The sequence below is a fragment of the Klebsiella variicola genome, from assembly GCF_000828055.2.
Taxonomy (GTDB): Bacteria; Pseudomonadota; Gammaproteobacteria; order Enterobacterales; family Enterobacteriaceae; genus Klebsiella; species Klebsiella variicola.
In genome coordinates this window covers 2257337-2269592 of record NZ_CP010523.2, presented here as the reverse complement: position 1 = coordinate 2269592, position 12256 = coordinate 2257337, and the positions used below count along the sequence as shown (strand labels likewise).

The following is a 12256-nucleotide window of genomic DNA, read 5'->3' as shown; positions in this document are numbered from 1 at the left end:
TTCTCTTTTGATCATGACGGGGATAGATGTAGTAGTCAATACTCGCCATTGTCATCCATCCGTCGCGAGCACTACAGCGAGGCTGCGCAACAGTAAAACCAATAAAATCATTTAATATCAATAAAATAACAACACACCACCTCATTGAAAAGACGTGATAACCCCGCCATTTCCCACCGCCAATTTTTTATCTTACATAACATTTACTACTACATCCCTTCATGATTGAATGATTCTCAATTACACATCTGAAGGCGCGTTCAGACGCTAAACAGAGTGCTTTTATTATTCAGGGCAATGATTTTATTGGCTTAATCTGACCGCAAAGGCAGATTCGTTCACGAGAAACAGATAATGACTCAACCCCATGTCGCCTGCAGAGCGTTGCAAGGGCGCGCGCTTTTTTCGCTTCTTTTTTTAGCCTCACCGGGAGTAATGGCCGCCGACAATAGCGCGGCGAAAAGTAATAACGACGCGGAAGAGACCATCACCGTGGTGGCCGACGGCGCGCAGCAGAGCGCCACCAGCGGCTATCAGCCACTCAGCTCCGCCACCGCGACGCTGACCTCGATGCCGCTGCTGGATATTCCGCAGGTGGTTAATACCGTCAGCGATCGGGTTCTCGAAGATCAGCACGCCACCTCACTCGATGAGGCGCTGTATAACGTCGCTAACGTGGTGCAGACCAACACCCTCGGCGGTACCCAGGACGCCTTTACCCGCCGCGGCTTCGGCGCCAACCGCGACGGCTCGATCATGACCAACGGTCTGCGCACCGTGCTGCCACGCAGTTTTAACGCCGCCACCGAACGGGTGGAAGTCCTGAAGGGGCCAGCTTCGACGCTGTACGGTATCCTCGACCCCGGCGGGCTGATCAACGTCATCACCAAACGGCCGGAGCGGCAGTTCTCTGGTTCGGTTTCCGCGACGTCCACCAGCTTTGGCGGCGGTACCGGCAGCTTCGACGTCACCGGCCCCATCGAAGGCACGAATCTGGCGTACCGGCTGATTGGGGAATACCAGAATGAGGATTACTGGCGCAATTTTGGTAAAAACAAAAGCAGCTTTATCGCCCCTTCCCTGACCTGGTTTGGCGAGCGGGCGACGGTGACCGCGTCCTATTCGCACCGCGACTACAGCGCGCCTTTTGACCGCGGCACTATTTTCGATCTGAACACCGGCCATGCGGTGAACGTCGATCGCAAAACCCGCTTCGATGAAGCGTTTAATATTACCGATGGTTATTCCGATCTCGCTCAGCTCAACGCCGAGTATCGCCTTAACGACGCCTGGACCGCGCGCTTCGACTACAGCTACAGCCAGGATAATTACAACGATAACCAGGCGCGGGTGATGGCCTATGATTCGGCGACCGGCAACCTCACCCGCCGGGTCGACGGTACCCACGGTTCAACGCAGAAGATGCATTCCACCCGCGCCGACCTGCAGGGCAACGTGGTGGTGGGCGGCTTTTATAACGAACTGCTGACCGGCGTCGCCTATGAGAATTACGATCTGCTGCGCACCGATATGCTGCGCTGCAAGAACGTGAAAGGCTTTAACATCTATCATCCGGTCTACGGCACTCTCGACACCTGTAATACCGTCTCCGCCTCCGACAGCGATCAGCGTATCCAGCAGGAGAGCTATGCCGCATACGTGCAGGACGCGCTGTACCTGACTGACAACTGGATCGCGGTCGCTGGCGTGCGCTACCAGTACTACACCCAGTACGCCGGTAAAGGCCGACCATTTAACGTCAATACCGATAGCCGCGATGAGAAATGGACGCCGAAAGCCGGCCTGGTCTACAAGGTGACGCCGAACGTCTCCCTGTTCGCCAACGTCGCCCAGTCGTTTATGCCGCAGTCGTCGATCGCCAGCTATATCGGCGAGCTGCCGCCGGAAGAGTCCACCTCTTACGAAGTGGGCGCCAAATTCGACCTGTTAAACGGCATTACCGCCAATATCGCGCTGTTTGATATTCATAAGCGTAACGTGCTGTACACCGAGAGCATTGGCGATGAGACAGTGGCCAAAACGGCGGGCAAGGTGCGTTCCCAGGGCGTGGAAGTGGACCTGGCCGGGTCCATCACCGATAACCTCAGCGTGATCGCCAGCTACGGCTACACCGACGCCAAAGTGCTGGAAGATCCGGATTACGCCGGGAAACCGCTGCCAAACGTACCAAAACATACCGGTTCGCTGTTCCTGACCTATGACATTCATAACGTCTATAACAGCAACACCCTGACCGTCGGCGGCGGCGGCCATGCGGTCAGCAAGCGCTCCGGCACCAACGGCGCGGATTATTATCTGCAGGGCTATGCGGTGGCGGATGTGTTCGCCGCCTATAAGATGAAGCTGCAGTATCCGGTGACGCTGCAGGTGAATGTGAAGAACCTGTTTGATAAGACCTATTACACTTCCTCGATCGGCACCAATAACCTCGGCAACCAGATTGGCGACCCGCGCGAAGTGCAGTTCACGGTGAAGATGGATTTTTAAGCCGGACCATGGCGTCGCGCCGGATGTTCATTGCCGGGCGGCGCTGCGCTTGCGCCGGCCTGCAACTGCATGGCCTGCAGTCCTTCCCCTTCCTGTCGAGTTCGTAGGCCCGGTAAGGCGCAGCCGCCACCGGGCAAAAATGTGGCGCCTGGCGCCGGATGTTCATTGCCGGGCGGCGCTGCGCTTGCGCCGGCCTACAACTGCATAGCCTGGGGTCCTTCCCCTTCCTGTCGAGTTCGCAGGCCCGGTAAGGCGCAGCCGCCACCGGGCAAAAATGTGGCGCCTGGCGCCGGATGCCCATAACCGGGCAGCGCTGCGCATGCACCGGCCTGCAACTGCATGACCTGCAGTCCTTCCCCTTCCTGTCGAGTTCGTAGGCCCGGTAAGGCGCAGCCGCCACCGGGCAATGCGTTCAGCTTACCAGTCCTCCTCCTGGCCGAGGATGCGCAATATATCCTGACGATGCTGCAGCAGTTGCGGGTTATCGCGATGACGGGGAAAATCCAGCGGCAGCGCGAACTCGGCGATAATCCGCCCTGGACGCGGCGACATCACCAGCACCCGCTCGCACAGCAGCAGCGCCTCTTCGATATCGTGGGTCACCAGCAGGCTGGTATACCCCTGCTGCTGCCAGAGGGCGATCAGCTCCCGCTGCATGCTGATGCGAGTCAGGGAATCCAGCTTACCCAACGGCTCGTCGAGCAGCAGCAGGCGCGGTTCGTTCAATAAGGCGCGCGCCAGCGCCGCACGCTGCGCCATCCCCCCGGACAGCTGCCGCGGCCACGCCTCGCTGAAGGCCTGCAGCCCGATGCGGTCAATCAGCGCGTCGGCCTTCGCCTCCAGCCCCTTTTTGCCCTGTGCCTGCGGGCCCAGCAGCACGTTCTGCCGTACCGTCAGCCATGGGTAGAGCGTCGGATCCTGAAACACAAGGATCCGCTCCGGCCCCGGGGCGCCGGGCGCCGCACCGTCGATCTGCATCTGTCCGCTCTGCGGCGCTTCCAGCCCCGCCAGCAGCCGCAGCAGGGTTGATTTGCCGCAGCCGGAAGGGCCCAGCAGCGCCACGCTTTCCCCTGGGCGCAGCTGCAGACTGATATTCTCCAGCACCGGTACCGTCTGTTTGCCAAGCGTAAACGCATGATGAAGATGGCTGATGGATACCGCCGCGCCGCGCGCTATCGCCGGCGAATCTGGCGTCGCTGTTACCATTGCATTCCTCCTCGCTGCCAGCTCAGCAGCCGGTCACGCAGCATAAATAATCCGCTTATCAGGCCGGAGCATAACAACGCCATTACCAGCAGCGCGGCGTACATATTCGGATAGGCCGCCCAGCCCTGGGCCCACTGGAGGTAAAAGCCGATCCCCGACTTCACCCCGACCATTTCGGCGACAATCAGCACCGAAAACGACGCGCCGAGCCCCATAAACAGGCCGACAAAGACGTTCGGCAGCGCGGCGGGGATCGCCACCCGCAGGATCAGGAAACGCTGGCTGGCGCCGAGGGTCCGCGCCACGTCGTACCACGCCTTATCAATGCCCATCACTCCGGACCAGGTCAGCACCGTGACCGGGAACCAGGTGCTCAGCGCGATCAAAAACACGCTGGCGCCGAAGCTCGAGGGAAAAATAAACAGGCACAGCGGCAGCAGCGCGGTGGACGGCACCGGGCCCAGCAGACGTAACACCGGATGCACCCAGTAGCCAATCCGTTGCGACCAGCCGATGGCCAGACCGGTGATGAACCCGCTGCTGGTGCCCAGCAGCACGCCGAGCCCCAGCAGCCCCAGCGAGTGCAGCAGGCTGTCGAGCAGGCGCGGCCAGTCGTCGTGCAGTACTTCGATCAGCGCCTGCGGCGGCGCGAAAAACGGCACCGGCAGCACGGCGCTCTTGGCGGTCAGCCCTTCCCAGACAGCAAACAGCACCGGCAACAGCGCCAGCCACTTGCCGGCATGCCGCACACGCGCGCCGCGCGCTCGCCAGTAGCGATAGCTCAGCGCCAGCAGCAGTAATCCACTGCCGAGGGTGAATTGCGCCAGCGCCCACCCTTCGCTAAACGGCCAGCGCCGCCCGGCATCGGGCCAGGTCAGAGTAAACAGACCGCCCAGCAGCCACAGCGCGGCGGCCAGCAGCCCTTCTCCCCATAGCGGCGCGCGGCCGGTGGGGCGCGCCAGAGCCTGCTCAGGCGAATACGTTGGCATAGATACTCTCCGCGAACTGATGGGGATCGGTACCCGGCTTGATCACCTGCACCCGCTGCAGGTCGACCGCGTACTGCGTCAGCTCTTTCACGAATGCTTCGCCCACCGCATGATGGCCGTGGCCCTGCCCGTGCAGGATGCCGCTCACCTCCGCTTCACTGGTGTTCAGGGCATGGGCGAGGAAGGATTGCGCCACGCTTTCCGGATGCGCAGCGGCATAGCTGTGCGCCTCAAGGATCGCCTGGGTGAGCGCGGCGGCGGCCGGTTTATGGTCCCGCGCCAGGCTCCCGCTCACCCCCAGCACGCAGCAGCTGAGGTTGGCATAATCCCCGGTCATATTGCTGGCGATCAGCTGATACTTGCCGGTCTCCAGCAGACGATAGCTGAATGGCTCGCTGCCGCTGATGGCGGCGATTTCGCGCTTGTCCAGCGCCACGCTGAGCAGATCCGCCGGGTAGACTTTCCACTGCACGTCGCTGATCGGGTCGATACCGTGGCGCTTAAGCAGAATGGCGAAGAAGTTTTTATCCGGCCCGGCCATATCAGTGACGCCGATGGTTTGTCCCTTCAGGCTCTCGAGGCCGCCGAACGGCGAGTCTTTGGCCGTCAGCAGGTTCAGACAGCCGCCGTGGGTTCCGGCGGTGAGCTTGACGTCAAAGCCCTGCTCCAGCGCCTTCAGCCAGCGCAGCGCCATCCCCACCCCGGCGTCGGCCTTACCGGTGGCGATCGCCTCCAGCAGTACATCGGTGGAGTTGCCGAAGTTAACAAACTCAACGTCGAGGTTATATTTACTGAAAATCTTCTGCTGCTCGGCGACGGCGACCGGCGCAAGGCATACCGCGCTTTTATTGATCGCCAGCTTGATCTTGTAGGGCTCTGGCAGGCGCAGCGCCGGATGGGCATCGCCGCTGGCCATGTCCGCCATATCGTGAGCCCACAGCGGCAGAGAGACCCCGGCCAGCGCCAGGCCGCCGCTGAGCTGTAAAAAACGGCGGCGGGAAAAAGTGTTTCTGGTCATGGTGTCACCTCGGCGGCGGGCACGCTAAAGCTGGGGTCAAAGGTCGGCTTCACGTCCAGCCGGGTGCGGATCAGGCCGTTGGCGAGATAAAAGTCCGCCGTTGCCTGCTGCTGGGTCACCGTTTCCTCTGCCAGCGGCTGCCACTGCGACTGGCGGTTGGCAAATTGCGCGCGGGCGATCTCCGCCGGGAAGCGGATGATCTCCCCCAGCGTTTTGCCGTAGCTGTCGAGATTGGCGTAGGCCCAGCGCTCAGCGCCGGCCAGGCGCTGGAGATAATCCTGCAGCGCGGCGCGTTTTTGCGGATCGTTAAGCGCGGAATCCGTTGCCGCGAGGAAGGTATTCCCCGGCAGCAGCCCTTTGCCGCTCACCAGAATCTGCCCCTCGTTGGTCTTCACCATTTGGGTGGTGTAGGGCTCCCAGGTCGCCCAGGCGTCCACCGAACCGTTAAGCAGCGCCACTTTGGCGTCCACCGGGCCGAGGAACACCCACTGCACCTCCTTCGGTGAAATCCCCGCCTGCTCCAGCGCTTTCAGCGCCACGAAATGACCAATCGACCCTTTACCGGTGGCGATGCGTTTGCCTTTTAAATCGGCGCCGCTTTTTAACGTGCTGCCGGGGGAAACCAGCACCGCGGTCCCCGCCGGGTTGCTTTTATCCACGGCAATGGCCTTGACCGGCGCACCGTTGGCCAGGGCAAAGAGCAACGGCGCATCGCCGATGATCCCCGCGTCCACGGCGCCCGCGTTGAGGGCTTCCGCCAGCGGCGCGGCGGCCGGGAACTCGGCCCACTTAATGTCGTAAGGGAGATTTTGCAGGGCGTTGGCCGCCTCCAGCTGCGAACGCATGCCGCCTTTTTGATCGGCGATACGCAGGGTGATCCGCTCCTGCGCTGTCGCGTAGCCGCCCAGCGCCAGCAGCATCAGCGCTGCCGCCACCCGGCCTGAAAATGATAGACGCATCGTGATTATCCTTGTGATTGAAAGACGAAGTTGCCGGCTGCCAGCCAGGCGCTGTCGCTCTGTGGGGTATGTACCCGTCCGCAGAGCACGTTGCGGTAGTGGCGTTCCAGCGGGTTCTGTCGGCTCAGGCCATGATTTCCGGTCAGCTCGAGCGCAATATTCACCGCCTGAATGGCGTTGTCGGTGATGGTGACTTTCGCCAGATTGGCCTCGATAGCGGAAAAGCGCAGCGCGGCGGCCTGCTCCAGCAGGCTGCGGTTGACCAGCAGCAGCCCGGCGATCTGCCCGACTTTCTCCTGCACCCGTGGCAGACGAGAGAGCGGATGACCGAGACCGGCGGGTACCCGTCCCGCCAGCCACCTCACCAGCCAGTCGTGAGCGGCGTGGGCAATGCTGTCATAGATCGCCGCCAGCAGCGCCGTCTGCCGGTTGGCGAACAGGCGAAACGGTTCGGCCTGGGCGGCGGGTGGCGCATCGGCCGGCCAGACATCCACCGCGTGCTCTGCCGCCACCCGCACGTGGTTAAAAATAACTTCATGGCTGCCGGTGGCCCGCATCCCGGCGTGATCCCAGCTTTTCACCACGCTGATACCCGGGCTGTCGCCAGGCACCAGCCAGGTGCCCACCAGCGGCGGGTTATCATCGCTTCTGGCCCACACCGCCAGCCAGCGCAGCCCTTCAATGCCGGTGGTATAAATTTTATGGCCGCTGATGTCCCAGCCCTCCGCGCGACGGGTCGCCACGGTGTCCGGCAGGCCGCCCCGCGCCGGGGAGCCCAGCTCCGGCTCGACGCGCAGGCTGTTGATCAGGCCACCGTGTTCGACTGCATCGTGAAAAACCTGCTGGCGCAGCGGCGCGTGCCAGGCGTCGTTTTCCGCCAGCCGCAAATGGTGCAGATACTGCATGCAGACGATCAGCGCTGTCGCCGGCTCTCCCCAGGCGATGGCGGCGATGGCCTGCTGAAGCTGGGCCAGAGTGGCGCCCGCGCCGCCGCAGGATGACGGCACGGCGAGACTTAACCAGCCTCCCGCGCGCAGAAGGTCGATATTACGCCGTGGAAACTCGCCGCTGGCATCAAGGCTGGCCGCCTGCTCCGCCATCTGCTGGCGGAGCGCCGTCAGCTGCCGGGCCCAGTCGTCGCGCTCAGGATGGATCACGATGCGCGCTCCGCCACCGCACGCCGGGCAGCTTTTTCGCGGGCGATCGGCAGCAGGGCCCGGCCATAGTCGGCCGCGTCGTTCAGCGGATCGAATCCGCGGATCAGGAAGTTACGCACGCCGAGGTCGTAGTAATCGAGCAGCGCATCCGCCACCTGCTCCGGGGTGCCCACCAGGGCGGTGGAGTTATGTCCGCCGCCCACCAGCTGGGCGATGCCGGTCCACAGACGTTTGTCCACCACCCTGCCCTGCGCCGCAGTAGCCCGCAGCCGCTGGGCGCCGATGCTGTCCGGTTTGGCTTTGAAACCCCCTCCGCGCTGTGCCGCCTGCTCGGTGGCGACGTGAAGGATATGCTCGGCTTTCTCCCAGGCTTCGGCTTCGCTGTCGGCGATAATCGGCCGGAACGAGACGCTGAAGCCGATATCACGCTGGTGTTTCGCCGCTTCGGCGCGTACGCGCTGGATGGTCTCTCCGGTTTGCGCCAGCGACTCGCCCCACAGGGCGAAGACGTCGGCATGTTTGCCGGCGACGGCGATGGCCGCTTCCGACGAGCCGCCGAAGTAGATGGGAAGATGCGGTTTTTGCAGCGGGCGAATGGCGGACCAGGCCTGCTCGGCCTGATAGAAATCGTTGTGAATATCCACCGGCTGCTCGCTGGTCCACACCTGGCGCACGGTGTCGAGGAAGGCGTCGGTGCGGGCGTAGCGCTGGTCGTGGTCGAGATAATCGCCATCCCGGCGCTGCTCGGCATCGTTGCCGCCGCTGATGATATGCACCGCCAGCCGGCCCCCCAACAGGTGCTCAAGGGTGGCGAATTTGCGCGCGGCGAGGGTTGGGGAAACAAAACCGGGGCGATGGGCCAGCAGGTAATGGATTTTCTGCGTCGACAGCCCGGCCAGGGCCGTCACCAGAAAGCCGTCAGGTTGATCGGACCAGTGGCCGACCAGCAGACGATCAAACCCAGCGGCTTCATGGGTTTGCGCAAAGCGAACGATATAGTCGCGGTCAAAGATCGGCCCCACCGGGGCAATCGTTTCGGAAGAGAGGCGGTGGCCAATCATGCCGAGAAACTGAATGCTCATGAACAACTCCTTGCGTCAGGGTAATGGAGTGGCCGCGACAGCGGCGCTGGTCATTACCCTATACAGAGTGTGTTAATGAGCAAAATGCATTTTTATCATATCTTAATATGCTGAATTAGCATTAAACAAAAATGCATAGTGCTTTCAGTCGGATACTGTCAGCTGCTGCACCACTTTGCTGGCGAAAAAGGTCAGCGGCGGCTGCAGGTTTGCCAGATACTGGGCGTGGATCAGCCACAGTGAGACCGCAGGCTGAAAATCGCTGAGATTGAGGACCGCGATCTCGTCCCGCCACGGGCTGCTGGCCAGCGCCGCCCGCGGCACCAGACCCAGCCCCTGTCCCTGCGCCACCAGCGCTATCTGCAGCTGCGCGCCCGCGCTTTCGACATTAAGCTTCAACCGCAATCCCTGACTCTGCAGCTCGCGAATGAGCCCGGCGCGCAGGCCACAGCCGTCGGGGTTAAGGATCCAGCCCTGTTCGGCGCACTCCCGCAGGGATGACGCGCGCAAATTCAAACGCCGGCCGACGATCGGCACCACCTCCAGGGGACACAGCAGCCGTCCGCTGTAGCCCTCGGCGAAGCTTTGCTGGGCGGGCCCCATCGCCAGCATGCCGTCCAGCTCGCCGTTTTCCAGCCGGCGCTGCAGCTGTCCGCTCCAGCCGCAGGTGATCTGCGGCGACAGTCCGGGAAACTGCTGGCTCAGCGCCGACAGCGCCGCCGGCAGGGCAATCTCGCTGAGACTCTGCGGCACGCCGAGACGCAGCGCGCCGCGCGGCTCGCCTTGCGGATCCAACAGGCTGTAGAGTTTTTTCGTCTCACGCTTAATGCTCAGACACTGCTCGTACACCCGGTGTCCGGCGGCGGTCAGGGTCAGCGGGCGGGTCTGGCGCTCCAACAGCGTCACGTTCAGCTCCTGTTCCAGACGCTGAAGACGCCGGGTGATGGCCGACTGGGTGATCCCCAGATATTCCGCGGCCTGATTGAGGGAGGAAAACTGCACCGTGGCCAGCAAAGCGTCAATATCGTCAATGCGCATAGGATCCTTATGTGAAATTTGCATATTAATATATGCGTAAATTGCATTTAAATAATATTAACGCCTCTGTTAGCGTTTTGACCAGTCCCTCTCACAGGAACCGCACATGACTGCACCACGACTGGAAAAATTACGCCATTTCATTCATGAGGTAGACCGCCTGCACCGTGAGCACCACCAGACCGCCCCGCTGCTTGACGCCGTGGCGCAGCGACTGGCGGCGCTGGTGCGTTACGACGACTGGCTGCCGGAAGAGTACACCCTGCCGCATCCGCACCATTACCAGCAGTATCTGCTGCATGCCGACTCCGGGGAGCGCTTCTCGATTGTCAGCTTCGTCTGGGGACCGGGGCAAGCGACGCCGATCCATGACCACCGGGTGTGGGGGGCCATTGGTATGCTGCGCGGCGCGGAGGAAAACCAGCGCTACCAGCTGGATGCCGATGGTATACCGCGCGCGCTGGGCGCCGCCACGCTTCTGGAAGCAGGCCAGGTGGAGAAAGTCTCCGCTGACGATGGCGATATTCATCGCGTCAGCAATGCGCTGGCCGATCGCGTCTCCATCAGCATTCACATCTACGGCGGCAATATCGGCGCGGTGAAGCGCGCCGTGTACACCCCGGAAGGGCAGCAGAAACCGTTTATCTCCGGCTACTCTAACCGCCATTTACCCAATATCTGGGATTCCTCCCGCGAACATCAAGGATAACCACTATGTCCACCTACGCTTATCGCCAGGCCGCCGGGATACGCCAGGCGCTGCTCGACCGTCGTGAACTGGCGCTGATCGACGTCCGTGAAGAGGCCGATTTCGCCACCGCTCATCCGCTGTTTGCCGTCAATCTGCCGCTCAGCAAACTGGAGCTGGAGGTCCGCCGGCGGATACCGCGCTTCACCACCCCGCTCACCGTCTACGACAACGGCGAAGGTCTGGCGGAGATCGCCGTCGAACGGCTACGGGCCTGGGGCTATCAGGATGTGGCCCTGCTGACAGAGGGGCTCGCCGGCTGGCGCCGCAGCGGCGGCGAGCTGTTTCAGGACGTCAACTCCGCCAGCAAAGCCTTTGGTGAACTGGTGGAAAGCGTGCGTCACACGCCGTCGCTCAGCGCCCAGGAGGTTCAGGCGCTCATCGACAGCCGGCAGGAGGTGGTGATCGTCGACGCCCGGCGCTTCGATGAGTACCAGACCATGAGCATCCCCGGCAGCATCAGCGTGCCCGGCGGCGAGCTGGCCCTGCGGGTGGAGAGCCTGACGCCCTCCCCGCAGACGCCGGTTATCGTCAACTGCGCCGGACGCACCCGCAGCATCATCGGCACCCAGTCGCTGATCAACGCCGGCGTGCCAAACCCGGTCCATGCCCTGCGCAATGGCACTATCGGCTGGACGCTGGCCGGCCAGACACTGGCGCACCAGCAGCAGCGGCAATACGATCCCTCCGCCCGCGCCTCCGGCGTCCGGGCCGCTGAGGTGGCGCATCTTGCCGAACGGGCCGGGGTGGCGGTCATCGATGAGGCCACGCTGCAACGCTGGCTGCAGCAGAGCGACCGCACTACCTTCCTGTTTGATGTCCGCAGCCCCGAGGAGTACGCGGCGGGTCACTATCCCGGCAGCCTGAGCGCGCCAGGCGGCCAGCTGCTGCAGGAGACCGATCACTTCGCCAGCGTACGAGGGGCGCGAATTGTGCTGCTGGATGACGATGGCATCCGGGCGGCGATAACCGGCTCGTGGCTGGCGCAGATGGGCTGGGAGACGGCGCGGCTGAGCGCGCTGTCGGCCAGCCAGTTGAGCGAACGCGGGGTGCCGGCCGCCGAGGTGCCGCCCGGCCCGCAGGCGGAGGAGATAAGCCCGGCGCAGCTGGCGCAACAACTGGACGAACCCGGTACGGTGGTGCTCGATTTTACCACCAGCGCCAACTTTGTCGCTCGCCATATCCCCGGCGCGTGGTGGCTGACGCGCTCGCAGCTGCGCCAGGCCCTGGATGTGATCCCTCCCGCACAGCGATACGTGGTGACCTGCGGCAGCAGTCTGCTGGCCCGCTACGCGGTGCCGGAGGTGGCGGCCTTGACCGGTAAACCGGTGCAGTTGCTTACCGGCGGGACGCTGGCGTGGATCGCCGCCGGTCTGCCGCTGGCGCATGGCGATAGCGGCCTCGCCGTCGAGCGCCGTGACCGCTATCGTCGTCCGTACGAAGGAACCGATAATTCCGCCGAGGCCATGCAGGCTTATCTGGAGTGGGAGTATGGCCTGGTGGATCAGCTGGCCCGCGACGGCACCCACGGTTTTCGGGTGCTCTAGCGCG

The 12256-nt window shown here is 62.9% G+C and carries 9 protein-coding genes and 1 pseudogene; 3 read left to right on the top strand and 7 right to left on the bottom strand.

Features of this window, described 5'->3' with window-relative positions:
• The first annotated feature begins 435 nt into the window (after positions 1-435).
• Positions 436-2508 (top strand): TonB-dependent siderophore receptor, encoded by a 2073-nt coding sequence (locus SP68_RS10590; RefSeq protein WP_072122350.1) that lies wholly within the window; start codon positions 436-438, stop codon positions 2506-2508.
• Positions 2509-2925: 417 nt separating this feature from the next.
• Here the strand turns inward: SP68_RS10590 and SP68_RS10585 are convergent, their stop codons facing one another.
• The 7 genes and pseudogenes from SP68_RS10585 to SP68_RS10555 all read right to left on the bottom strand — a co-directional run bounded on the left by SP68_RS10585 (position 2926) and on the right by SP68_RS10555 (position 9957).
• Positions 2926-3714: an ABC transporter ATP-binding protein gene (locus SP68_RS10585; protein ID WP_012541422.1), complete on the bottom strand. Its 789-nt coding sequence runs from the start codon at positions 3712-3714 to the stop codon at positions 2926-2928.
• Positions 3708-4703 (bottom strand): ABC transporter permease, encoded by a 996-nt coding sequence (locus SP68_RS10580; RefSeq protein WP_012541421.1) that lies wholly within the window; start codon positions 4701-4703, stop codon positions 3708-3710. The genes SP68_RS10585 and SP68_RS10580 overlap by 7 nt, the downstream gene beginning before the upstream one ends.
• A complete protein-coding gene (locus tag SP68_RS10575; protein ID WP_032733194.1) occupies positions 4684-5721 on the bottom strand; it encodes an ABC transporter substrate-binding protein in 1038 nt (345 codons plus the stop codon). The genes SP68_RS10580 and SP68_RS10575 overlap by 20 nt, the downstream gene beginning before the upstream one ends.
• The gene (locus SP68_RS10570; protein WP_008804495.1) at positions 5718-6680 is read right to left on the bottom strand and encodes an ABC transporter substrate-binding protein; all 963 of its coding nucleotides are present in this window, start codon (positions 6678-6680) and stop codon (positions 5718-5720) included. The genes SP68_RS10575 and SP68_RS10570 overlap by 4 nt, the downstream gene beginning before the upstream one ends.
• A 5-nt stretch (positions 6681-6685) precedes the next feature.
• Positions 6686-7837, bottom strand: a complete 1152-nt coding sequence (locus SP68_RS10565; protein ID WP_040968609.1) for an acyl-CoA dehydrogenase family protein — start codon at positions 7835-7837, stop codon at positions 6686-6688.
• Positions 7824-8919: pseudogene (locus SP68_RS10560) on the bottom strand (LLM class flavin-dependent oxidoreductase). The gene SP68_RS10565 and the pseudogene SP68_RS10560 overlap by 14 nt, the downstream one beginning before the upstream one ends.
• 144 nt (positions 8920-9063) lie before the next feature.
• The gene (locus tag SP68_RS10555) at positions 9064-9957 is read right to left on the bottom strand and encodes a LysR family transcriptional regulator (RefSeq protein WP_012541417.1); all 894 of its coding nucleotides are present in this window, start codon (positions 9955-9957) and stop codon (positions 9064-9066) included.
• A gap of 106 nt (positions 9958-10063) precedes the next feature.
• On the opposite strand from SP68_RS10555, the gene SP68_RS10550 reads away from it, so the two are divergent.
• Together SP68_RS10550 and SP68_RS10545 are read left to right on the top strand one after the other, a co-directional pair.
• Complete coding sequence (locus tag SP68_RS10550) at positions 10064-10666, top strand: cysteine dioxygenase family protein (RefSeq protein WP_012541416.1); 603 nt, start codon at positions 10064-10066, stop codon at positions 10664-10666.
• A gap of 5 nt (positions 10667-10671) precedes the next feature.
• The gene (locus tag SP68_RS10545; RefSeq protein WP_040968610.1) at positions 10672-12252 is read left to right on the top strand and encodes a rhodanese homology domain-containing protein; all 1581 of its coding nucleotides are present in this window, start codon (positions 10672-10674) and stop codon (positions 12250-12252) included.
• The last annotated feature ends 4 nt before the right edge of the window (positions 12253-12256 follow it).

Coding starts and splice junctions, on each gene's coding strand:
- SP68_RS10590 (WP_072122350.1), top strand. CDS start 436: ATGGCCGCCGACAATAGCGCGGCGAAAAGTAATAACGACGCGGAAGAG.
- SP68_RS10585 (WP_012541422.1), bottom strand. CDS start 3,714: ATGGTAACAGCGACGCCAGATTCGCCGGCGATAGCGCGCGGCGCGGCG.
- SP68_RS10580 (WP_012541421.1), bottom strand. CDS start 4,703: ATGCCAACGTATTCGCCTGAGCAGGCTCTGGCGCGCCCCACCGGCCGC.
- SP68_RS10575 (WP_032733194.1), bottom strand. CDS start 5,721: ATGACCAGAAACACTTTTTCCCGCCGCCGTTTTTTACAGCTCAGCGGC.
- SP68_RS10570 (WP_008804495.1), bottom strand. CDS start 6,680: ATGCGTCTATCATTTTCAGGCCGGGTGGCGGCAGCGCTGATGCTGCTG.
- SP68_RS10555 (WP_012541417.1), bottom strand. CDS start 9,957: ATGCGCATTGACGATATTGACGCTTTGCTGGCCACGGTGCAGTTTTCC.
- SP68_RS10550 (WP_012541416.1), top strand. CDS start 10,064: ATGACTGCACCACGACTGGAAAAATTACGCCATTTCATTCATGAGGTA.
- SP68_RS10545 (WP_040968610.1), top strand. CDS start 10,672: ATGTCCACCTACGCTTATCGCCAGGCCGCCGGGATACGCCAGGCGCTG.